Origin of the sequence: Microvirga sp. M2, from assembly GCF_047497095.1 — a bacterium.
Taxonomy (GTDB): domain Bacteria; phylum Pseudomonadota; class Alphaproteobacteria; order Rhizobiales; family Beijerinckiaceae; genus Microvirga.
In genome coordinates this window covers 1,188,698-1,209,946 of sequence record NZ_CP134064.1, presented here as the reverse complement: position 1 = coordinate 1,209,946, position 21,249 = coordinate 1,188,698, and the positions used below count along the sequence as shown (strand labels likewise).

Genomic DNA, 21,249 nt, shown 5'->3' with positions numbered 1-21,249 from the left:
CAGCGCATCGTTCTCGCGAAAAACCGGGTCCACTTTTTCGCGCAATACGCGAGGGCTCGTCCCGCCGGCTATTTCTGCTGGGTCGCTCCCCCGCTCGCATTCGGATTGGTCGACGAGCTTCCCGAACTTCCCGTAGATCCTGTGCTTGCCGGTCCGCTCGTGATCGCCTCGAACGCGGACATGCCATTGGGGCCGATCGTCATCACGATCGGGTTGCCCTCCCGCGTCTTGGCTTGAACGACGAAGGCCTCTTCGACGACCTTGACGTCGGAGAATCCTGCACTCTGAAGATCCTGCGTCAGCTTCTGCCTCGTGATCGGCCCGTTCTGCCCGCTCGCCGGAGCGGCTTGACTGTGAGGAGAGGCCGACTTTCCCTGGGCAGTTGCGGGAGGTTGCGAAGCGGAAGGAGTCGATGACTGAGCCCCTGCCATGCTCGAGCTGGCAAGCCCGAGCGCGAGCGCGGCGACAACGCCTCTCATGGGGAACTCCTCTGTTGGGGCCAAGTTGAGTGATGACTAAAGGAGGGGTGCAGCCCCATAGTTCCGGAGCGGGAGAACCTTTGTCCGCTGCCGTCCTGGGGTCATAGGACGGGCAAAGGCGACGTAAGCCGATCATGTCCAAGCTGGAGTGCCGCCGTGCCGGAGTTCGCTGCTGCAGCAACATCTTGCCAGACTTTGGTGAAGAACCGCCTGCTGCAGGCCCTTTCGCCCGGCGATCTCCAGATGCTCTGGCCGCGTCTGACCCGGGTCGAGCTCAAGCCGCGGCAGATCCTCCATCACTCCGGTACCCCGATGGAGACCATCTACTTCATCGAGAATGGGCTCGTGGCCGTTTCAGCCAAGGCGTCGCCCGGCAAATGGGTCGAAGTCTGGCTGATCGGCTCCGAGGGCATGACCGGCCTGCCCGTCCTGCTGGCCGACACGGAGTGCCCGCCGTTCCGCCGCGTCGTTCAGGTCGGCGGCAGCGCCTACCGGATCTCCCGGGTCGACTTTCAGAGCGTGATCGAGACCATCCCGTCCTGGCGGACGAGCCTGCTCCGATATACCCAGTTCGTGCTGCTGCAGACGTCGCAATCGGCCATTTGCGAGGCGCACCACTCCCTGAAGCAGCGGCTGTGCCGGTGGCTTCTCGTGGCCCAGGATGCCCTGGATGGCGAAGACATCCCGCTCACCCACCAGATGCTCGCGCGGCTGCTCGGGGTCAGGCGCGCGAGCATCACCGAATGCCTGCGGGCTCTCGGCGACGAGGGCGCCCTCGACAACACCCGCGCCCTGATCCGCGTGGACGATCAAGAGCGCCTGGAGAGCTTGGCCTGTGACTGCCATGCCCTCATCAGGAGCGAGTATCGGCGTCTCGTCAAATGACATGGAAACCATTTCCGACACGGTGCGTAAGACTGAAGTTGAGGTCGAGGACGAGCGCAACAATCGCTCTTCCCGCACTGGCACACGGATGATCGCCGTTAAGTCCGCAGCCTTGCCTTAGCACCGCCCCGAGCGCCTCGCTCCGGGCGCTTTTGAGTTCCTCCTCAACCGCATCGCAGAGCGGCCCTGCTGGTCGTACGTTGTCTCCCCGATTCCAACGGGCCCGGGCGAAAGGAAGTGATGACATCGCATCATCTCTCGTCCTTGTGCTTCAGCTCCCGGATGGCCGCAGCAAGTTCCCGCGACACGAGATTTCGCGTTACTTGGTAATCTGGCCCCAGAAGCCTGCTGTATCGGTTTCGGCTCGCCAGACGCAACGTGTCGCACAGCTTTGCAGCTCTCTCCAAGGCATCGTTCTCGGCATCCCGAATGACTGCGGCGATCCTAGCGATCCCCTTATCAGTCAGCATCCAAGAGTGCCCAGTTCCCTCGCCCTCGGAAAAAGCGATATGCATCTGAAGGGCCCCTCGCAGGCTTTCGGCCCGTTCTTCCGGGGTCATAGGCGTCATAGGCGTCATATTCGAGCTCCACCGATATTCCGTCCAGGTATACGCCTCTTGAGCGGCTTCATTGATCAGGCTGTCTGCCACCGGCGCATCCGCTCCAAGATGTCAGGGGCATGGGGGCCGAGCGGGCCTCTGAAACGAGCCCTTGGTTGACGCCGTTGTACCAGCCGCGCCGCTGCCACAAGCCGGAACTCCGGAAGTACCTCTCCGGTGGCGCTGAAGTGTGGGGCATCTATGAAACTCCTCCCGGGCCGGACACCTTGTGATCAATATCCTCAACGACATCCAGCCGCTGCATCCTGGCTGTCGGTTTGCGCAGAACGGCACAGCCTGCATCGTCGGGTTTCGCCGATAGGGCAAACCCGGTAACGTCCAGTTTCCGGAAGAGCATAAATGCGGCCGGACCGATGAGTGAGGTGGTCCGATGGCGCACCCAGCCACTGGGACCATGGAAGGTCATGAGCTGGACTTTCGCGAACTCCCGCATGTCTTCAATGATGGAGGGTCGGAGAAGACTCTGCGATGACCGGACGGCGGCATCGGGTCACGAGCGATCCCACAACTCGGCGTAATTCTCAAATTTCCGCAGGAGCGGATCCTGACGCGTGGGTTCGAGCCAGGGCAATAGACGGCGAAGGATAGGATTGATGACGGCCGACGTGTGCCGCACGTAGAGATCAATCGGATCGAGCCGGTGGCGTAGATGAAATTTCGGCTCGTAGCTCAATCCGCTGCTGCGATAGGATCGGTAACCGTTGGCGATGGCCCATGTAATCACATCGCGAACAGCAACAAAATAGAGATGCAGATCGAGTGCGACGGCATAGTCGAGACCGATATACTCGCTGTAGATGGCGTCGCCCTGGACCATGCAGAGATTGAAGGCAATGATCCTGCCCAACTGACGCCAAACGAAGAACCGGGACTTGTCCGGCATGACATGCCCGAGTGCGCAGAAAAATTCCGGCGTCAGTTTCTCGAAGTGCTGCTTGGATCGCGCATAGACCTGCAGGTACAGCGGATAGATCTCGTCGATGATCGGCGTGACGTCGGTCTCCAGGCTCACCTCGACCGGCGGTGCACGGTTCAGAGCCTGGAATGTCCGATGCAGCTTTGCGCGCCGCGACGAGTGAAGGGCACGACACATATAGTCTTCGAAACTACCGTACTTGATCTCGAGGCGAGTCATCGGAAGGCTCGGCACACGAACGAAACCGGCCTCCATGAAGCACGCGAGGGTTGGCCGGTCTTTCGCCGGAAACTCCTTCATCACCACGAGACGGATCTTCATCGCGCGCGCATGATGCATAATAGCGGACGCCAGTCGGCGCGCCCCCTCCTGACGGGACGCTTCATCGGCGCCGTCAAAATGACCTTCGCCAGCCACACATCCGACCATGAGCGTTCGCAGCTTCAGGAAGCCGGGCCACAGGCGGCGGATTGTCGCCGCGACAGCTTGCGCGCGCGAACCCGCTCCGGCCAGCAGATCCTGATCGAGAACGAAGAATGGCTGAACCGTACAGGGCTTGCCCCGGTCGTCATGAATGATGAAGTACCGGTATTCGAACTCCGGATGAATCGTATCCTCCACGATCTCGTAGAAGCGATGGTCCTTGCGTTCATTCGCGAAGGCGGAAGCCCAGCAACGGCACTGCGCCAGCGCGGCACGCGTGACGACCGTCACGCGGTCGCCCGGCTCGGCGCCAGCCTCTGCGCGCGCCGGGGAGGCGTACAAGGTTTGTTCGATAAACCTCAGCAATTCGGACGAACCATAAACACCGGTCGAACAATCGGCAGCTTGATGCTATATTGTGGCCGAAATTCAGGCAGACTGGCGCATCGTGCGAAAAGTCGACCTGGTTTTTCGCAAGAACGATGCGCTCTTCTAGGAGTGAGCATTGGATCATTGGAGGCGTCGCCGTGCCATTTGCAAAGCGACCTGCGATCAGACGACATCATCAGAACGCTCGCGACGACGGCTGACTTAGGTTATTCTTCAACCATGCGAAGTCCGGTGCAGGCTCGAAACGAGCGGCGCGTACTCTGTGTATTCCCTGCCTACAGCCCGTCATTCGGGACGTTCTCGCATGCCTATCGCCTGCTCGGGCGGGTTCGTGCCTTCATGCCGCCGCAGGGTCTGCTCGTCATCGCATCCTATTTGCCAGAGCGCTGGCAGGTGCGCTTCATCGACGAGAACATGGTGTCCGCAGGCCCGAGCGACTTTGCTTGGGCCGACGTGGTGTTCGTCAGTGGTATGCATATCCAGGCGCCGCAAATTCGCGATATTCAGACCCGAGCGAAAATGGCCGGTACGATCACCGTGCTTGGAGGCCCGTCCGTCTCGAGCACTCCTGAGAGTTACCCCGAATTCGATTATCTCCATATCGGGGAAATCGGCGACGCGACCGACCGCCTCATCGCACGCCTGGACGAGAGCACCACCGCTCCCCTGGCGCAGGTGCGTTTTGAGACCATCGAACGCCTGCCGCTCTATGACTTCCCTCTTCCCGCCTACCACTTGACGGCTGCCGACCGGTACTTCATCGGAAGCCTGCAGTTCTCAAGCGGGTGCCCCTATCGCTGCGAGTTTTGCGATATTCCGGCGCTCTACGGTCGGCAGCCGCGCCTGAAAGCACCCGAACAGGTCATTGCCGAGCTGGATGCCATTGTAGGCCAGCCCCACCCGATGGCCATCTACTTTGTCGACGACAACTTCATCGGCAATCGGAAAGCAGCGCGCACATTGCTGCCACATCTTGTTGCCTGGCAGCAGCGGCGTGGCTACCCGATTCTCTTCGCATGCGAGGCGACGCTCAATCTGGCCAAGCAGCCCGACATCCTGGAACTGATGCGAGAGGCGAACTTCCATACCGTCTTTGTTGGAATTGAGACACCGGATCCAGTCGCGCTCAAGGCGATCGACAAGGGGCACAACGCGGCGGTGCCGATGCTGGATGCCATCCGGACCTTGAACAGCTACGGTCTGGAGGTGGTGTCGGGCATTATCCTGGGCCTGGACACCGACACCGCGGAGACGGGGGCAAGCCTCATCGCGTTCGTCGAGCAATCACACATTCCCATGCTGACGATCAATCTCCTGCAGGCTCTCCCCCGGACACCCCTGTGGGACCGTCTGAGGGCCGCTGACCGCATCGTCGATGACCCCTGTCGGGAATCGAACGTCCGCTTTGTTCGACCCTATGAAGAGGTGGTCGAGATGTGGCGTCGATGCGTCCAGGAGGTTTACGAACCCGATTGGTTGTTCTCCCGCTTCATGCACCAGGTGGACGCAACCTACCCTAATCGCATCCGACGTCCTGCGCGGGGCCAGCTCACGGCGAGCAATCTCCGCCATGCCTTCAGGCTTGCACTCAACCTTGCGGTCCGTTCCGGACTCCTCTCCACCTACCGCCGGCCCTTCTGGCGGGCTGTGAGATACGCAATCTCACGCGGACAGATCGATGCCGCCTTCGGTATGGGGCTGGTCGCGTACCATCTGATCGCGTTCTCGCGGGAGGCGGTCCGTGGAGAACAGAATGCCTCGTTCTACGCTGCGAAGGTTCGGGATCAGGCATATCCATAGAGGCGTCACACGCGCCACGCCCGGTCATGAACGCGAAGCCCGATCGGTCCCGCTCACAGGCAGGCCGAGGTCGTGACGACCGGGAGCAGAGTCCACAGCGTGGCGACCAGTGCGGCGACGGCCAGCGTTCGGCTCACTCCGTGCACGAAGGCCGAGCGCGAGGTGAAGCGGGGTGAGCGCAGGGCGAGGAGGAAGACGAGCTGGAGCGCGACGGCGGCGGCCCAGGCCGTGCTCAAGGCAATACGGCCCGCGGCAAGGTCAAGCCCCGCCTCGGCCCAGCGGTCCGAGCAGACCAGGCCCTGGAGCCCATAGACGGCGCTGAAGGCCGCGAGCCAAGCCGTGAGCGGGACCGAGAGGCGGAGGATGTCGGTCACGTCAGCACCCCCGGCAGCCAGGCGGCGCCCAAGCCCAGCACCGCGGCCGCGACGGCATAGTCGATCCAAAGGCGTACGATCCGCGCCTCGCCGATGCGCCGGGCCGAGAGATAGCCGGCGGCCGCGCGCAGCATGAGAAACACGCTCATGAGCCCCCCGACGGCGGCATGAAAGACGGCGTAGCCCGCCACGACCCAGAGCGTCGCGTCGTAGGCATGGGCATCGTGGGTCGTCCGCGCGAGCACCGTGATGGCGGCGGACCCGAGGGCGGCAAGGCCCGCGAGGCTCAGAAGCAGACCCCACCAAGGTCCCGCATGGCGGCGGATCGCGCGGTCGGCAAGGCGGATGCCGCCGAAGGCCAGGACCGCGCCGCCGAGCGCCAGCAGCGGCCCGGGAAGGCCGGGCTCGAGCCAGGCAGACGGCGGCCAGTTCGGCGCAACCGTCCAGAGGAAGGCGTAGCCGAAGAGGAGCGCGCCGAAGAACACCCCGTCGGCAAGGAGCAGGAACAGCGAGCCCCACCAGCCCGGCGGTCGCGCCACCTCCGAAGCCGGCAGCAGAACAAGCCCATGCCCGACCGGCTGCAGCCCCAGGTCCTCGCGGCTTCCCAGGCTCCAGGCCCACCAGGCCGCGAGCGCCGCCACGCCCAGGATGGAAAGCGGCACGAGCCAGTAGACCTTGATCAGCATTCCGACAAAAAGTCCGCCGGTCACGAAGGCCATGACGATGGGCAGCGCCGAATTGGTCGGAAAGATGACGAGGCAACGCGGCCACCCGCTCGCGATCTCCACCGTGAGGATCTCGCGCAAGCCGCTGCCCGGGTCTCCCAGGTATCCCTCGCCACGCGCGATGCGGACCGGCAGGTCGGGATCATCCTGGAGAGGGTTGCGGCTGTGGACCTTGGGGAGCGAGGCGAGATTGTAGGAGGGCGACGGCGACGGCATGGCCCATTCCAGGGTTCCCGCATCCCAGGGATTGCGGCGGCCGCGGACCGTCACCACCACGTTGACTCCCACGTCGATGAGCACGAGTGCGAAGCCGATCGCCATGACAAAGCCGCCGATCGAGGCCAGGAGGTTGATGAGCTCCCAGCCCGCCCCGGGCTCGATGCTGTCGATCCGCCGCCTCATCCCCAGGAGGCCCGCCCAGTGCAGGAGCAGAAAGGTCCCGTGAAAGCCCAGGACGATGAGCCAGAACGCCGTTTTGCCCAGTTTGAAGTAGCGCTGCCGCCCCGTGAAGTGCGGCAGCCAGTAATAGAGCGCGGCGAGCATCGGGAATACGAAGCCGCCGACCAGGACATAGTGGAGATGCGCCACGACGAAGTAGGTGTCGTGCGATTGCCAGTCGAAGGGAACCATTGCCACCATGACGCCGGTGAGCCCTCCCATCACGAAGGTCGCGAAGAAGGCGAGAATCCAGAGCATCGGCAGATGCATCTCCGGCCGGCCCTTCCAGAGGGTCCCGATCCAGGCGAAGATCTGCACCCCTGTGGGCACGGCCACCAGCGTCGAGGCCGCCGAGAAGAACGCCAGGCCCATATGCGGGATGCCGGTCGCGTACATGTGGTGGACCCAGATCCCGAAGCTCATGACCCCGAGGGTGATGGCCGCCGCCACGATCCAGCCGTAGCCCAGGAGCGTCGTTCGCGCCATCACCGGCAGGACCGTGGAGACGACGCCCGCGGCTGGCAGGAAGATGATGTAGACCTCCGGGTGTCCGAAGAGCCAGAACAGATGCTGCCAGAGAATGGAATCGCCTCCGGCGGCGGCCTGGAAGAAGGGCATTCCGAAAGCGCGCTCAAGCTCGAGGAGAAGCGAGCCCAGGATCAGCGGCGGGAAGCCCGTCAGGATCATCACCGCCACGACCAGCATGTACCAGGCGAAGATCGGCAGCTTGTCGAGCGACATGCCGGGGGCGCGGTAGAGCAGCACGGTCACGACGATCTCGACCGAAGCCGAGATCGCGGAAATCTCGACGAAGGTGATCCCGAGGAGCCAGAAATCCGCGTTGATCCCTGGTGAGCCAAGCGTCGAGGAGAGCGGCGGGTACATGAACCAGCCGCTCGCGGGCGCAATCCCGGCGAGAAGCGAGAAGATCAGCAGCGAGCCTCCGAAGGCGTAGCACCAGAAGCCGAAGGCGCTGAGCCGGGGAAAGGCCAGGTCGCGCGTTCCGAGCATCTTGGGCAGCAGATAGACCGTCAGACCTTCGAAGAGCGGGATCGCGAACAGGAACATCATGATGGTCCCGTGCATCGTGAAGACCTGGTTGTAGACGTCAGGTCCCATGAAGGCCGAGCGCGGCGTGGCGAGTTGCGCGCGGATCAGCATCGCGAGGATGCCGCCAACCGCAAAGAACGTCACCGCCAGGGACAGAAACATCAGCCCGATGTCGTTGTTGTTCACGGTCGTGAGCTTGCCGCGCCAGCCCGGCCGGGAGGCCCAGATGCGTTCGAGCGTACGGTGGCGGCGCAGCGCATTCATCGGATCTCTCCGCGGAGAAAGGCGCTCCAGGCGGCGCCGTCATGCGCCCGCACGGTGAAGCGGTGCCCGGTGTAGCCCCGGCCGTTGAACTCGGCGCTGACGCCCGCGTAGTCGCCCGGGGCGTCCGCCTCGATGCGCAGAACGTTCACATGGCCCGGGATCGCGTCGAGCTTTCCTGCGAGCCGCGGCACCCAGAAGCTGTGGATGACGTCGGCGCTGGTGATCTCCACGTTCACCGGCCGCCCGGCCGGGATGTGGAGGAGACCCTCGGTCTCGTGTCCCGGTGCATCGGCGTAGCCGAAGGACCATGTCCACTGCCGTCCTTCTGCGCGGACGGTCACGACCTCCGGTCCTGGCCGAGGCAGGAGCCGCTCGCCGATCAAGAGCCCGTAGGCGGTCAGGGCAGCCAGGATCGCGAGCGAGAAGCCAAGACCGAGCCCGTGGATCCAGACCCGCTCGCGCCGGATATCCGCCTCGGAGCCGGACGGCCCTTCGCCGCGGCGGAGCGCCAGCACGAGCAGGGTCATGACGAGCAGGAAGATCGCCGCCGCCCCGGTCAGCATGATCCACCACAAGGTGGCGATGGTGTCGGCGGCGGGTCCTGCCGGATCGACCGTGGAGAGGGGTTCCTGGCAACCAGCCAGTGCAACGGGCGTTAGGCCCCCGACCAGACTCTGCAGGAGCCGCCGCCGGTGTCCGAGACCGAGCTCCAGACCAAGGACGATACGCTCGTCGACCCTGTCGCTCAGCGACCTGGCTTCGATGAGACCAGGTCGATGATCGCGATCGCCGGCCACCCGATCCATGCCATGACCGTGGCCTTTCCCATCGCCCTGACCTTCTGCAATTTCGGCGCCGACGCGTTCTACTGGTGGACGGGCGACGTGTTCTGGGCACGGGCCGGCGTGTGGGCGGCCGGGATGGCCTTCCTCATTGGCCTTGCCGCCGCGGCCTCGGGGACGATGGAACTGCTGATGGTCGCCGGTATCCGCGCACGGGCTTCCGCCTGGACTCACGCGGCGATTGCGGTTGCGCTCCTGTCGATTCTGGGTGCGAACTGGGGCTATCGGCTCCACGGCTACGAGACGGCGGTGCTGCCTTACGGCATCCTGCTGTCGGGCTTCTGCGTCGTTATGGTGGGCGCAACAGGATGGCATGGCGGCAAACTCGTCTTCGACTATCGCCTGGGCACATCGAACGGGAGCTGACCGCCCCTCGGCTGCATGAGCCAGTTCGGCAGCGGAACCTCCTTCAGCGCAGGCTTGGCCAGGACCAGGATCAGGATTGCGAGGATAAGGAGGAGCAGGAGGAGCAGGGGCACCAGCGGCTCGGGCGTCTGGTGTTCTCCCTCGGTTTCGGCCACCGCGACGATCGTGTGGCCGACCCAGGCATGGAAGCCGATGAGCAGCGCCACGAAGACGAGCTTCGCGAACATCCAGACGACGAAGACGTCCCGCAGGAAAATCAGGAGCGTGCCCGCTGCGATAGCGACCAGGGCCGCGGGAGTGACCAGTCCGATATAGCCATAATGGGATGCAAGCCTGATCCGGCTGTAGTCCGCCTGCCCGATCGCCGGGTCGTGACGGGCGAGCACCAGGGGCAGCGCGAACAGTCCCGCGCACCAGAGCAGCAGGGCTGCAACATGGAGCGCCTTCAGATAGGGGATCGCGCTCTCGAGCCACGGGATCATGCGAGTCCTTGCGCCATCGTCTGCCATCCCCGGCGCGCGACGAAAGCGCCCCAGGCCGCGAAGGGGAGGCCGGCCGGGACCCACATGATGAGCCCGCCCAATTGCTGATCGCCGAGCGGCGTGAAGCCCCAGTCCGGGGGCGCGACCGCGTGGATTGCGTAGAGCGCCCGGGGCGCAAAGGTGAGGAGCGCCCCGAGGAGCGCCATCTGCATATAGCCTCCCAGCACCCCGAGGAGGCCCACCCCCAGGGCCTGGTCCGGATGGATGACCGCCCGCCAAAAGACGAAGGCCGAGCCGAGGATCGTCGCCTGCATCGCCCAATAGGCCGCCACGTTCGACAGCGCCAGATCGTAGGCCCGAGGCCAGTGCCAGGCCCAGAGCACCACCGTCGCGGCGAGGAGCGGCACCACCGGGGATCTCGGCCTGCGCCCCGGCCAGCCGAGCGCAAGGAGCGGCGCGGCCACCGCCATGAGCAGGACATGGTGCACCACCCGCGCCGAGAACAGCGCCGCCGATAGCGCGCAGAGCGGCGACACGAAGGCGACTGACAGCACGAGCACGGCGAGCGCCCCTGCCCTGTTCCGCCCTGGTGCGAGGGCCAGGAGCCCAAGCGCCACGAGCCCAAGCACCAGGAGCAGCGCCGGGTCGAGATTCCAGCGCGACCAGATGTCCGCCCGGAGAGGCGCCGGGCCGCAATAAGTCCCCTCCAGTGCCGTCATCATGCGTCTCCTCCATCGGGGCGGGTGCGAACGGGCACGCCCCTGCAGGCAGGTGTTTTCGACAACGTGTCTCGATAGCCCGCAAGGATCAGGGGATCGGGCTCGGCGACTGGCGCGGCCTGGCCGGCGATGCCGGCGTTGCGGATCGGACCGCAGACGAACATCTTCGCTCCCTTTCCCACGAGGGCCGGCGCCATGTCCCGTCCAATGCCGGAAGCTCCCGCGGCAATCGAAACGCGCGGCTTCACGGCCATCTCTCTTCCTTGTCCTAACGCGCGAGGTTCTGGCTTGGTTGTCGCGCTCAGGCACCCATTCATGACTGCCGCAAAAGGAATATCGATGAGGCCAGGCCGGCATTGCCATCACGGCCGGGCATCCGGGATCGGCGCTCACGCTGGCGGAATAAAACCGCAGTTTTGAGAAAGGCTCGTGGGCATCAGGATGAACTGTCACGCCGGGATGACGAGCGGGCGATGGAGCTGAAGAACACCCATCACGAACCCATCCGCCCCCCCACACGGCGGGCCGCCCCCTCCTGCACCCGTGAGACGTGCGCGACGCTGGCGATGAACCATCATTAGGAGATCACGATGCCGGAACACACCACCCCAAACGGCGCATCCTCGGTTCTGGCCGGTATGGGCAAGCTGCTGCCCGACCTGGAGGCACTCTACAAGGACATCCATTCCCATCCCGAACTGTCGATGCGGGAGACCCGGACGGCAGGCATCGCCGCCGACCGGCTCAAGCAAGCCGGCTATGACGTGACGACCGGGGTCGGCAGGACCGGCGTCGTGGGGCTGCTCCGCAACGGCGATGGACCGACGGTGATGCTGCGCGCGGATATGGATGCGCTGCCGATCGCCGAGAACACGGGCCTTCCCTACGCCAGCAAGGTCACGGCGGTCGATGCCGACGGGAAAACCGTACCGGTCGGGCACATGTGCGGCCACGACATGCATGTCACCTGGCTGGTGGGTGCGGCGACCTTGCTGTCGCAGGCGCGCAATGCCTGGAAGGGAACGCTGATGGCCGTCTTCCAGCCGGGCGAGGAAACCGCCCAAGGGGCGCAGGCGATGATCGACGACGGCCTGCTCACACGCTTCCCCATGCCGGTGGTCGTGCTCGGCCAGCACGTCATGGTTGGTCCCGCCGGTTTTGTCGCCGGAAGCGCCGGCCCGATCACCTCGGCGGCCGACAGCCTGCAGATCCGCCTGTTCGGGCGCGGTGCGCATGGGTCGATGCCGCAAGCCAGCATCGATCCCGTCGTGATGGCGGCGTCCGTGGTCCTGCGGCTTCAGACCATCGTGTCCCGCGAGGTCGCCGCCACCGAGGCCGCCGTGGTGACCATCGGCGTTCTGCAGGCCGGCACGAAGGAGAACGTCATCCCTGACGACGCGACCATCAAGCTCAACGTGCGAACCTTCGACGCCGGAGTGCGCAAGCGTGTGCTCAAGGCGATCGAGCGGATCGTGAATGCCGAGGCCGAAGCCTCGGGCGCCCCGCGCAAGCCGGAGATCACGCCGCTCGACCGCTATCCGCTGAATGTCAACGACGAGACGGCAAGCAACCGCATCGCCGAGGCGTTTCGCGGCTATTTTTCGCCCGAGCGGGTGAAACACACCGGGCCTGCGCCGGCCAGCGAGGATTTCGGCTGCTTCGGCACCGCATGGCAGGTGCCGTCGGTGTTCTGGTTCGTCGGCGGCACCGATCCGGCAACCTATACCAAGGCGAAGGCCGAGGGGAGACTGAACGACCTGCCGGTCAATCACAGCCCGCAATTCGCACCGGTCCTGCACCCGACCCTGGAGACGGGCATCGAGGCGCTGGTCGTCGGTGTGCTGGCCTGGCTTGGAACGAAAGCGAGCTGAAGGATAGGTGACGGGATGGCGCGACTTCGGGGCTCTCGCTGACGGGTCGGTATGATCACCATTGATGCCTTCGTGCATATTCTCGACCTCGCCGGCACCTTCGTGTTTGCGATCAGCGGAGCCGTTGCGGCCATTGATCGCCGCCTCGACGTTTTCGGTGTCCTGGTCCTGTCCTTCGTGGCCGGAAACTTCGGTGGAATCACCCGCGACGTGATGATCGGCGCGGTGCCCCCAGCGGCCCTCACGGACGGGCTGTATCTCCTGGTTTCGGTCCTGGCCGGGCTGATGACGTTTTTCTGGTACACGGACGTCGGACGGCTGCGCAGCCCTGTCCTGCTGTTCGATGCGGCCGGTTTGTCGCTCTTTGCGGTCACGGGCGCTCAAAAGGCGATCGGGTTCGGGCTAAACCCGATCATGGCCGCCCTTCTCGGCATGCTGACCGGGATCGGTGGCGGCATGATGCGCGATGTTCTCCTCGCCGAGATTCCACAGGTATTGCGTTCCGACCTCTATGCGGTTGCAGCGCTCGCCGGCGCATCCGCTGTCGTCATCGGGGATATGTTCGGCCTCCCTTATGGCGTCTCGGCTATGGCTGGAGCGGCATTGTGTTTCGGCCTTCGCTTCATGGCGATCAGATATGGCTGGCATCTGCCGACCGCCCATCGGTCCGCCCGGAAGCGCACTGACGCGGACACGTCAGATGACGAGGACGCATCCTGAGCCGCTGTGCCGGAGGTAAGGGCTGCAGCATCGGGAGTGACATCGAACCCACATCCGATGCTGTAGACGGCGGGCTCCGATACAGGAGCCCGCCTCGGGCATTTGCCACATCGACACCGGTGCCCGATGCCTCGGCATGCTCCACTTTAGGCGACCGGTTGAGGCTGGCCCTAGTGCCGTTTGATGATCATCTGTTCCGGCCCATAGGGAAAGTTCGTGATGTTGTCCGCCCCGGTCTCGGTCACGATGAAGATGTCGTGCTCGCGATAGCCTCCCGCGCCTGGAAGCCCCTCGGGAATCATGATCATGGGCTCCATCGAGACGACCATTCCCGGTTGCAGGACGGTATCGATGTCCTCGCGGAGCTCGACCCCCGCTTCCCTTCCATAATAGTGGCTCAAGACACCGAACGAGTGGCCATACCCGAAGGAACGGTACTTCAGGAGGTTCCATTGGCGGTACATGTCGTTCAGCTCAAGCGCGATCTCGGAACACTTCTTCCCGGGCTTGATCAGGTCGGACCCGACGCGCATGACCTCGCAGTTTTTCTGCCAGTAGTCGAGGTGCGCGTCGGACGCGTACTCGCAGAACAGCGTCCGCTCGAGGGCCGTGTAGTAGCCGAAGATCATCGGGAAGCAGTTCAGCGACAGGATGTCGCCCGCCCGCACCGTCCGGTTCGTGACCGGATTATGCGCCCCGTCCGTATTGAGGCCGGACTGGAACCAGGTCCAGCTGTCCATGAGCTCGACGAACGGAAACGATTTCCCGATCTCCCTGACCATGGCGTTGGTTGACGCAATCGCGACCTCGAACTCCGGCACGCCGGCCTCGACGGCATTCATGACGGCGCGTCCGCCGACGTTGCAGATGCGGGCCCCCTCACGAATGAGGCTGTGCTCCTCGGAGGACTTCACGGTCCTCATCCACATCGCGGGCTGAGCGATATCCACCAGCTCGACGCCTGGAAGCGCATCCTCGATCTGCCTGCGGTAATCGATCGAGACATGGTCGAACTCGATGCCGAGGCGCTTGACGCCTCCGGTGAGCGTCTGAACCGCCCGGAAGAAATTGTCCCGGCGCCAATCCGTATACGTGATGTTGTCCCCGAAGGTCCGACGCCACGGCTGGCCTCCATCGATGGCGGCGCTGATCGTCGTCGCGTTATGCGAGTCGATGACCATCCCGTACTTCCGGCCGAAGTAGCAATACAGGAAGCCGGAGTAGTAGCATATCCCGTGATAGGAGGTCATGAGCGCGGCGTCGATATCGTTCTGGGCCATATATTGGCGCAGGTCGTTGTGACGCCGGGTCATTTCGGCATCGGAAAAGGGCGACCAGTCCTTTTCCCCGTTGTGCCACTTCATGACGTGAAGCATGTCGCCCATGGATCCCGGCTCACCGTCGCCGCGGCGAAGCAGGTTTTGAGGCTCTTGGTACATGGTCTCTCTCCCTATCTGATGAATTTAAAGTTCTCTGACGGCCCGGGTGCAGGCGCCCGGGGGCCATGGCTTCGCTCCTCAGGCGAATTCCGCTTTGAGAGCGCCGACGATGCCCGCTGTGCAGACCTCAAGGAGGATCTCGCCCTTCCCGGCGCTGGCCTCCTTCGGAGAGGACAGCGTTCCGCTCGCCGGCGTCCATTCCGCCTTGACGGGATAGACGTCGTAGGGCGGGAAGGTCGCGGGCGGATGATCGAGCGCACGCTCGAGCTGAACAAGTTCGGGATGAAGAGCGAGCATCAACGATGTCTCGAGCACGCCTCCATGTTCGACGGCCCACCCCGGGAATCCGCCAGGATAAAGGCGTGCGATCGTTTCGTCGTTCACGAAGTCCCAATAGGACAGGACGACGACTTTGACCCCTTCGACGCGGTCCCAGCGCAGCTCCTTGAGGGCAAGATCGACGCCCTCCGTGATGAACCACGAGTTCTCATAGTGTCCGTTCACGAGGGCGAACCTGCGGACGCCGTGGCGCGCGAACTCGGTGATGAGGTTCTTCAGGGCGTTGACCAGCGTCGCTCCATCGAGGCTGGTCGTTCCGGGCAGGTGATTGCCGCCGCCGCATTTCTGCTGAGACTTGTATCCATACGTGAATGGAGGGGCGACGAGGCCCCCGATCTGGCCTGCCGCGCGGCGTGCGAACTCCGTCGGAAGCAGTACGTCCACGTGCAGAGGCATATGGTGGCCATGCTGCTCCATGGATCCGAACGGGATAAGGATGGGTGTGTCTCCGTCGCGGACCGCGGCATCGTAGTCGGGCCAGGGCATCTCAGCGGCGAAGACTGTTTTGCTCGGCACCGATACCTCCAATGGAAATTGATCCTGGAAGCATCTTGATCTTGAGCCGATAATAAGAAAAATAAATTCGGATTATAGTTCCATAAGCAAGGCGGTGATCGGATGCGTTTCACGAATCTTCCGGTCGACATACTTCGAACCTTCGTGACAGTTGTCGAACTGGGCAGCTTCACTCGGGCCGGCCAAGTATTGGGGCGCACCCAACCCGCGATCACCCTCCAGATGCAGAAGCTTCAGGATTTGGTAGGGTGCGTTCTCGTTCAGGTGACAGGGCGCGACATCGCTCCAACGGAGTCGGGCGATGTGCTCCTGCGATTTGCCCGTCAGATTCTTCGCCTGAACGACGAAGCCGCTGCTCTTCTTCAGCGCCGGCAGTCCAGCGGAATCCTGAGGGTCGGGCTTCCAACCGACTACGCCATGGCGTTCCTGCAGCGAGCGCTCACGAACTTCGTCAAGAAACACCGCGATGTTCAGTTGGAGGTCATCTGTGATCTAAGCCAGGAACTCCTGGCGCGGTTGGACGCCGACGAGGCCGACATCGTCGTGGCGATGCACGGGTCGCAGCCCGGTCCGGGCCTGGCATTCTCATGGGCTGAACGTCCGATCTGGGTAGCGGCGTCCGGCAGCGACGTGCACACCCTGACCCCTGTCCCGATAGCGGCCCACCACAAGGGTTGCGAGTATCGCAGCAGGATGATCCAGGCCTTGGATACGGTCGATCGTGCCTGGCGGATCGTCTATTCCAGTCCGAGCATCTCGGGGTTGCAGGAAGCCGTCCAGACCGGCCTGGGGATCAGCGCGATGACGTCGAGGACGCTGTCGCGCGGCATGCGTGTTCTGTCGGAGGCCGACGGCTTCCCGCCGATGGCGGATATCCGCGTCGGGCTGCACTACAAGCACTCGCAACTCTCGACGGCTGGGCTCCTGCTGGCGAGCCACATGATCCAATGTCTTCATGACTCCGGCCAGAATGATGTCATCCGGATCGACCGCAATGTCGGCACGAGCCCCCAGAATAAGCGGAACTAATCGATATATTTGGCAGATCAATTTCAAAAATTGCTTCGACCCATCTACCATCAGAAACTGGCGCACCTGTCCTTGACGACTGTGCAGCACATATAAGAGGGAACTAAGATGGAAAGCAAAACTGCCTCCGGTCTTATCTCAAGGCGAACGGTCCTCAAAGCGACCGGGGTTGCGGCGCTCAGCATGCCGTATCTCGCCCGCCCCGCATCGGCCCAGCCCGTCCAGCTCACCATGCTGGCCTGGTATGGGCATGCGGAGCCCGACGTCGTTCAGGAGTTCGAAAAGCAGCACAACGTCAAGTTCGTGCCGAAATACTACACCGGCGGCGACAACATGCTGGCCCTCATATCGCAATCGCCACCTGGCACCTACGACATCATTCTGTCAGATGCGGAATACGTCCAGCAGCTCCGCGAAGCGGGCTACATTGAACAGCTCGACCCCAAGGACTACGCTTTCGACGAGTTCTTCCCCGAGTTTCACCGCTTCCCAGGGCACTGGGACGGCAACAAGCTGTACTCTGTCATCACGCGCTTTGGCTTTCTGGGCGTCTCGTACAACACGAACGCCGTCATGGAGGCTCAGGCCCGATCCTATCGGATCTTCTGGGACGAGAAGCTCAAAGGCAAGGTGGGGCATTTCGACTGGCACCTTCCCAATCTGGGCCAGTTGAGCCTCCATGCAGGAAACAGGAAGCCGTACGACATCGACGCGGCGGCCTGGAAGAAAGTTCAGGAGACGACCATCTCCCTCCGGCCCCAGATCGGTGGGTTCTTCGACTATGGCGGCACATTCGCCTCCCTCAAAAACGGGCAGATGCTTGCGTTCTGCGGCATCGGCGATTGGATCACCGGCGTCCTCGAGAAGAATGGCGCCCCCGTGCGCACCGTCATCCCCGATGAGGGCGGACTGCAATGGACGGAATCGTTCTGCATCGGCAAAGGCACCAAGAAGCAGGACCTTGCCAAAAAGTGGATCCAGTACATCACGTCGGCCCACGGCCAAGTCAGATCGGCCAACATGGCCGCTTACCCGGCCCTGATCCCGAACAAGAAGGGTTGGGATCTCCTCGCCAGGGAAACGCCCGAAGAGGCCAAGCGCCAGCGGATGGAATTGAACAAGCCGAACGTCATGGACGACATTCGCTCCGGCAAGATTCAATTCCGCGAGCTGCCCATCCAGCAGGACCTGGAGGTCTGGAACGACTTCTGGACGCGCTACAAGGGCATGAGCGGCTAGCGCCGTTCGTTTCACCGTGGCTGGGAGCCGGGCCCCCCGGTCCCCAGCTCCGTAACCGCCTCCGTTCGCCTCTCCGGCGGCGCGATGCGGCTGGAGAAGGCTCTTGGATCCCGGAGACCGTCGTCACATGCGTCGAATTCGCGTCTTTGGCCTGACCCTGGCTCTTCCGATGCTGGTGTGGCAGCTCTCGTTCTTCGTCGCGCCATTGCTCTTTCTGGTGGCTTTGAGCTTCTGGCGGGTCAGGAACTTCCGGCTTGAGCCAGCCTTCACGTCGGTCAATTGGGAATACATCCTGGCAAGCGACATCTTCTGGTCCACCTACTCGCGCACATGGATGAACTCCATCGTCGCGACCATCGTGACAAGCCTGATCGCCTTTCCCTGCGCCTACGCCATATCCTTCAAGCTGCAGCCACGCACGCGGCAGCTTGCGATCTTCCTTCTCGTCATTCCTTTCTTCACCAGCTACCTCGTGCGAATCTATTCGTGGCAGATCTTTCTGACCGACAATGGCATCGTGAATAGTCTTCTGGCATATGCCGGTTTCGGTCCCCTCCCGCTGATCAACAACTTCTTCGGAACTCTCATCGGGTATGTGACCCTGACACTTCCGCTCGTCATTCTGCTTCAGGCGTTTAGCCTGATGTTCATCGACCGCAGTCTGATCGAGGCTGCCCACAACCTCAGTTGCGGCAGGATGCGCACCGTGTTCACCGTGGTCATTCCGTCCGCGAGGATAGGATTGGTCGTGGCGGCCCTGTTCTGCTTCATTCTCACGTTCGGCGATTTCGTCAGTCCGCTGTACCTCGGCGGCGGCCAATCCCCGACGCTTCCTATTCTCATAACCGATACGACCAAATCGGGACAGCAATGGCCCAGGGCTGCGGTCATCGCGCTCATGATGATCGGCACCTTGCTGGCCGTTGCATTCGCCTCGATCGCATATGCTTACAGAAAGCGCGGACGATGACCATTGAGCACACAATGGCCGTAAACAGCGCACCCGCCGAGCGACGCTCGCTCGGACTGGGGCGGGTGTCTCCGGCAAAGCCCAAAATCGTCCATGTGGACCGCGCCATATCGGTGGCGCTCAGGCTTTATGTCTGTTTCGTGTTCCTCTTCATCTTCGCGCCGATTGCGGCAAGCTTCGTCTTCTCGTTCAACTCCGATCGGTTCCCGTCTCTCCCTCTCGGACATTTCACTCGCGCCTGGTACGAGGCCGTGTTCACCGATCCGCTCGTCATCGCGGGGTTCGAGAACACGCTGGTCGTAGGGATCTGCGCATCCGTGATCTCCACGCTCATCGGCTTCGGAGCGGCCTACACGGACTATCGATTCAATTTCCTCGGCAAGAGCCTTTATCTGGCGCTTGCTCTCCTTCCTCCGACGATCCCGGTCGTGATTCTGGGCCTCGGACTGCTCGCCTATTTCGCCCGGATGGGAATAGCCGGCGAGCTCTGGTCCGTCATTCTGGCCCATGTGGTCATGTGCGCGCCTTTCGCCATGGCCATCATCCGGCTTCGGCTGTCGCAAATGGATCCGAGCCTCGAGGCCGCGGCCTGGAACCTGGGAGCGGATGAATGGACGGCGGTTCGGTGTGTCATCGTGCCGTTTGCAATGCCCTCGATTCTGGCTGCGCTGTTCATCACGATGGCCGTGTCATTCGACGAATTCGCGGTGGCTTGGTTCGTGTCCGGCCTCAACGAGACGCTCCCCGTACGGGTTCTCGGCTTTCTCCAGGGGCAGGTCAGCCCGCGCATCAACGCCATCGGAACGGTCGTCTTCCTGTCCAGCATCACCCTCGTCGTCCTCGCACAGGTCCTGCTGCGAAGCCGCGCGACGGCGTCCGATCCCGCCGACACACCGCACTAAGAGGAAATCATGTCGAACATCCCTCTCGTTGCCGTCGATAACGTCGTGAAGCGCTTCGGGGCCGTCGCGGCCGTCGAGCGCACGAGCTTTGAGATTTCCAGCGGCGAATTCCTCGCAATCATGGGATCCTCCGGATGCGGAAAGACGACGACATTGCGGATGCTGGCGGGGCTGGAAAGGCCAACGGAGGGAGAGATCCGGATCGACGGCCAGCGCATGAACGATCTCCCGTCCTGGCAGCGAGAGACGCCGCTGGTCTGGCAAAGCCTTGCGCTGTTCCCTTTTCTGACTGTCATCGAGAACGTCGAGTTCGGCCTCAGGATGAGGAGAGTGCCGTCGGCCGAGAGGCGTAAACGTGCCCTGGGATGGCTGGATCGCATGGGTCTTTCGGAATTCGCGAACCGGAATATCGCGAAGCTTTCCGGTGGTCAGCGGCAGCGCGTTGCACTGGCGCGATCCTTGGTCACCGAGCCGAAGATCCTGCTGTTGGACGAGCCGCTGAGTGCCCTCGACGCTCACCTGAAGGTGCGCATGCAAGCTGTCCTGACGGAGTTGCAGAAGGAACTCGGCATCACCTTCGTCTATGTCACCCATAGCCAATCGGAAGCGTTCTCGATGGCCGACCGCGTGATCATCATGAGCCGCGGGAGGATCGAGCAGATCGGGCGGCCTGTCGATATCTATCGGACGCCCCGGAACAGGTTCGTGGCCGAGTTTCTGGGCTCCTCCAACATCTTCGAGGGAACGGTCCAGAGGATCGGCGACGTGACGGTTTCAGTGCATACGCCGGGCGCCCATTTCGAGGCTCCGGTGAATCCCCAGAAGCCGATATCGGCCGGGCAGCGGATCTCGTTCGTCGTTCCCGAGGATCGCATCCAGATCAGCCCTGCCTCTCCGCAATCCGGCCCTAATGCAATGGCCGGGAGAGTGATCGGCGAAGAGTTCGTCGGCGCCGCCATAAGAGTCTACGTCGAGACGGACGAACGTCAGGAGATCAAGGTTTTGGTGCCAGATCTGACCTTCCGCGAGAATCAAGTCCGGAGCGGCGGGCGGGTCGGCCTCTCCTGGAAGACGGAAAGTGCTTACGTTCTCCCGGAAGGCTGATCCGGTCCGACAGGATTGGCGCATACTCCTTACGGACCTCGCATGCCAAGTTCAATCAGGAGCACGATCATGAGATTTTCCCGCTGGTTCGACCGGGTGATCAGCGACGCCGAGGCCAATGGCTGGGTGGTCACATTCTCGGGCCGGTGCTTCGTCATTCCCAAGAAAGCCGCGCCTGAGAAGAGTGACCGGATGGCGGACCGCACAGGGCGCAAGGCACCCGCCAAGGGAGGTGACGAACCATGAGATGCCGGACCATCGGTCGGACGCATCCGTCGCCGATGTGTGCATCAAATGGAGACGTGCCGGCTTCTTGCAGCAGCGGCTGCCGCTCTGAGGTCGCGCAG

At 63.0% G+C, this 21,249-nt stretch carries 22 protein-coding genes; 11 read left to right on the top strand and 11 right to left on the bottom strand.

Translation table 11 applies throughout. The annotated features are described in order from the left end of the window. Positions 1–68: 68 nt before the first annotated feature. Positions 69–479 carry a hypothetical protein gene (locus RE429_RS25310; protein WP_414474502.1) on the bottom strand — a complete coding sequence of 137 codons (411 nt, stop codon included), beginning with the start codon at positions 477–479 and terminating at the stop codon, positions 69–71. Between the two features lie 198 nt (positions 480–677). Here RE429_RS25310 and RE429_RS25305 point away from each other — a divergent pair, with 198 nt between their 5' ends. Then, the gene (locus tag RE429_RS25305) at positions 678–1,364 is read left to right on the top strand and encodes a Crp/Fnr family transcriptional regulator (RefSeq protein ID WP_414474501.1); all 687 of its coding nucleotides are present in this window, start codon (positions 678–680) and stop codon (positions 1,362–1,364) included. Positions 1,365–1,615: 251 nt separating this feature from the next. Here RE429_RS25305 and RE429_RS25300 read toward each other — a convergent pair whose 3' ends face one another. Together RE429_RS25300 and RE429_RS25295 are read right to left on the bottom strand one after the other, a co-directional pair. Next, complete coding sequence (locus RE429_RS25300) at positions 1,616–2,014, bottom strand: hypothetical protein (protein WP_414474500.1); 399 nt, start codon at positions 2,012–2,014, stop codon at positions 1,616–1,618. A gap of 460 nt (positions 2,015–2,474) precedes the next feature. Continuing rightward, on the bottom strand, positions 2,475–3,317 hold the full coding sequence (locus tag RE429_RS25295) for a GNAT family N-acetyltransferase (RefSeq protein ID WP_414474499.1): 843 nt from the start codon (positions 3,315–3,317) through the stop codon (positions 2,475–2,477). A 615-nt stretch (positions 3,318–3,932) separates the two neighbouring features. Here RE429_RS25295 and RE429_RS25290 point away from each other — a divergent pair. Next, positions 3,933–5,513, top strand: a complete 1,581-nt coding sequence (locus RE429_RS25290) for a B12-binding domain-containing radical SAM protein (protein ID WP_414475919.1) — start codon at positions 3,933–3,935, stop codon at positions 5,511–5,513. Between the two features lie 53 nt (positions 5,514–5,566). Here RE429_RS25290 and RE429_RS25285 read toward each other — a convergent pair whose 3' ends face one another. From RE429_RS25285 to RE429_RS25275, 3 genes are read right to left on the bottom strand one after another with little or no spacing between them, the layout of a single operon-like run. Next, positions 5,567–5,887 (bottom strand): hypothetical protein, encoded by a 321-nt coding sequence (locus RE429_RS25285; RefSeq protein WP_414474498.1) that lies wholly within the window; start codon positions 5,885–5,887, stop codon positions 5,567–5,569. Next, positions 5,884–8,364, bottom strand: coding sequence for a cytochrome c oxidase subunit I (gene ctaD, locus RE429_RS25280; RefSeq protein WP_414474497.1), 2,481 nt, complete (start codon positions 8,362–8,364; stop codon positions 5,884–5,886). Before ctaD ends, RE429_RS25285 begins: the two co-directional genes overlap by 4 nt. Then, positions 8,361–9,170: a cytochrome c oxidase subunit II gene (locus RE429_RS25275; protein ID WP_414474496.1), complete on the bottom strand. Its 810-nt coding sequence runs from the start codon at positions 9,168–9,170 to the stop codon at positions 8,361–8,363. Before RE429_RS25275 ends, ctaD begins: the two co-directional genes overlap by 4 nt. On the opposite strand from RE429_RS25275, the gene RE429_RS25270 reads away from it, so the two are divergent. Next, on the top strand, positions 9,141–9,572 hold the full coding sequence (locus RE429_RS25270; RefSeq protein ID WP_414474495.1) for a DUF2231 domain-containing protein: 432 nt from the start codon (positions 9,141–9,143) through the stop codon (positions 9,570–9,572). The two genes, RE429_RS25275 and RE429_RS25270, sit on opposite strands and share 30 nt — an antisense overlap. Here RE429_RS25270 and RE429_RS25265 read toward each other — a convergent pair. From RE429_RS25265 to RE429_RS25255, 3 genes are read right to left on the bottom strand one after another with little or no spacing between them, the layout of a single operon-like run. Next, complete coding sequence (locus RE429_RS25265) at positions 9,542–10,054, bottom strand: CopD family protein (protein WP_414474494.1); 513 nt, start codon at positions 10,052–10,054, stop codon at positions 9,542–9,544. The genes RE429_RS25270 and RE429_RS25265 overlap by 31 nt on opposite strands. Further along, complete coding sequence (locus RE429_RS25260) at positions 10,051–10,776, bottom strand: cytochrome c oxidase assembly protein (protein WP_414474493.1); 726 nt, start codon at positions 10,774–10,776, stop codon at positions 10,051–10,053. Before RE429_RS25260 ends, RE429_RS25265 begins: the two co-directional genes overlap by 4 nt. Beyond that, positions 10,773–11,027, bottom strand: coding sequence for a hypothetical protein (locus tag RE429_RS25255; RefSeq protein ID WP_414474492.1), 255 nt, complete (start codon positions 11,025–11,027; stop codon positions 10,773–10,775). The genes RE429_RS25260 and RE429_RS25255 overlap by 4 nt, the downstream gene beginning before the upstream one ends. Before the next feature lie 336 nt (positions 11,028–11,363). Between RE429_RS25255 and RE429_RS25250 the strand changes: the two genes are divergently transcribed. Both RE429_RS25250 and RE429_RS25245 read left to right on the top strand, forming a co-directional pair. Continuing rightward, positions 11,364–12,644, top strand: a complete 1,281-nt coding sequence (locus RE429_RS25250) for a M20 family metallopeptidase (protein WP_414474491.1) — start codon at positions 11,364–11,366, stop codon at positions 12,642–12,644. A gap of 51 nt (positions 12,645–12,695) precedes the next feature. Beyond that, on the top strand, positions 12,696–13,364 hold the full coding sequence (locus RE429_RS25245; protein WP_414474490.1) for a trimeric intracellular cation channel family protein: 669 nt from the start codon (positions 12,696–12,698) through the stop codon (positions 13,362–13,364). A 170-nt stretch (positions 13,365–13,534) separates the two neighbouring features. Here RE429_RS25245 and RE429_RS25240 read toward each other — a convergent pair whose 3' ends face one another. Further along, entirely contained in the window at positions 13,535–14,749 is a 1,215-nt protein-coding gene (locus RE429_RS25240; protein ID WP_414475872.1) for a M24 family metallopeptidase, read from the bottom strand. 132 nt (positions 14,750–14,881) lie between these two features. Beyond that, positions 14,882–15,658: a creatininase gene (locus tag RE429_RS25235; protein ID WP_414474489.1), complete on the bottom strand. Its 777-nt coding sequence runs from the start codon at positions 15,656–15,658 to the stop codon at positions 14,882–14,884. A 102-nt stretch (positions 15,659–15,760) separates the two neighbouring features. On the opposite strand from RE429_RS25235, the gene RE429_RS25230 reads away from it, so the two are divergent. From RE429_RS25230 to RE429_RS25205, 6 genes are all read left to right on the top strand, one after another. Further along, complete coding sequence (locus RE429_RS25230) at positions 15,761–16,687, top strand: LysR substrate-binding domain-containing protein (protein WP_414474488.1); 927 nt, start codon at positions 15,761–15,763, stop codon at positions 16,685–16,687. Positions 16,688–16,795: 108 nt separating this feature from the next. After that, on the top strand, positions 16,796–17,926 hold the full coding sequence (locus RE429_RS25225; protein ID WP_414474487.1) for a spermidine/putrescine ABC transporter substrate-binding protein: 1,131 nt from the start codon (positions 16,796–16,798) through the stop codon (positions 17,924–17,926). Between the two features lie 127 nt (positions 17,927–18,053). Next, entirely contained in the window at positions 18,054–18,896 is an 843-nt protein-coding gene (locus RE429_RS25220) for an ABC transporter permease (protein WP_414474486.1), read from the top strand. Continuing rightward, positions 18,893–19,798, top strand: a complete 906-nt coding sequence (locus RE429_RS25215) for an ABC transporter permease (protein ID WP_414474485.1) — start codon at positions 18,893–18,895, stop codon at positions 19,796–19,798. The genes RE429_RS25220 and RE429_RS25215 overlap by 4 nt, the downstream gene beginning before the upstream one ends. A gap of 9 nt (positions 19,799–19,807) precedes the next feature. Continuing rightward, positions 19,808–20,902, top strand: a complete 1,095-nt coding sequence (locus RE429_RS25210) for an ABC transporter ATP-binding protein (protein WP_414474484.1) — start codon at positions 19,808–19,810, stop codon at positions 20,900–20,902. Positions 20,903–20,971: 69 nt separating this feature from the next. Continuing rightward, positions 20,972–21,148: a hypothetical protein gene (locus RE429_RS25205; protein ID WP_414474483.1), complete on the top strand. Its 177-nt coding sequence runs from the start codon at positions 20,972–20,974 to the stop codon at positions 21,146–21,148. The last annotated feature ends 101 nt before the right edge of the window (positions 21,149–21,249 follow it).

Bases quoted from the DNA above. Each gene is read 5' to 3' on its own strand.
- RE429_RS25225 (WP_414474487.1), top strand. From the start codon at position 16,796: ATGGAAAGCAAAACTGCCTCCGGTCTTATCTCAAGGCGAACGGTCCTC.
- RE429_RS25270 (WP_414474495.1), top strand. From the start codon at position 9,141: ATGATCGCGATCGCCGGCCACCCGATCCATGCCATGACCGTGGCCTTT.
- RE429_RS25230 (WP_414474488.1), top strand. From the start codon at position 15,761: ATGCGTTTCACGAATCTTCCGGTCGACATACTTCGAACCTTCGTGACA.
- RE429_RS25240 (WP_414475872.1), bottom strand. From the start codon at position 14,749: ATGGGCGACATGCTTCACGTCATGAAGTGGCACAACGGGGAAAAGGAC.
- RE429_RS25255 (WP_414474492.1), bottom strand. From the start codon at position 11,027: ATGGCCGTGAAGCCGCGCGTTTCGATTGCCGCGGGAGCTTCCGGCATT.
- RE429_RS25250 (WP_414474491.1), top strand. From the start codon at position 11,364: ATGCCGGAACACACCACCCCAAACGGCGCATCCTCGGTTCTGGCCGGT.
- RE429_RS25265 (WP_414474494.1), bottom strand. From the start codon at position 10,054: ATGATCCCGTGGCTCGAGAGCGCGATCCCCTATCTGAAGGCGCTCCAT.
- RE429_RS25215 (WP_414474485.1), top strand. From the start codon at position 18,893: ATGACCATTGAGCACACAATGGCCGTAAACAGCGCACCCGCCGAGCGA.
- RE429_RS25220 (WP_414474486.1), top strand. From the start codon at position 18,054: ATGCGTCGAATTCGCGTCTTTGGCCTGACCCTGGCTCTTCCGATGCTG.
- RE429_RS25290 (WP_414475919.1), top strand. From the start codon at position 3,933: ATGCGAAGTCCGGTGCAGGCTCGAAACGAGCGGCGCGTACTCTGTGTA.
- RE429_RS25205 (WP_414474483.1), top strand. From the start codon at position 20,972: ATGAGATTTTCCCGCTGGTTCGACCGGGTGATCAGCGACGCCGAGGCC.
- RE429_RS25260 (WP_414474493.1), bottom strand. From the start codon at position 10,776: ATGATGACGGCACTGGAGGGGACTTATTGCGGCCCGGCGCCTCTCCGG.
- RE429_RS25245 (WP_414474490.1), top strand. From the start codon at position 12,696: ATGATCACCATTGATGCCTTCGTGCATATTCTCGACCTCGCCGGCACC.
- ctaD (WP_414474497.1), bottom strand. From the start codon at position 8,364: ATGAATGCGCTGCGCCGCCACCGTACGCTCGAACGCATCTGGGCCTCC.
- RE429_RS25210 (WP_414474484.1), top strand. From the start codon at position 19,808: ATGTCGAACATCCCTCTCGTTGCCGTCGATAACGTCGTGAAGCGCTTC.
- RE429_RS25310 (WP_414474502.1), bottom strand. From the start codon at position 479: ATGAGAGGCGTTGTCGCCGCGCTCGCGCTCGGGCTTGCCAGCTCGAGC.
- RE429_RS25275 (WP_414474496.1), bottom strand. From the start codon at position 9,170: ATGGATCGGGTGGCCGGCGATCGCGATCATCGACCTGGTCTCATCGAA.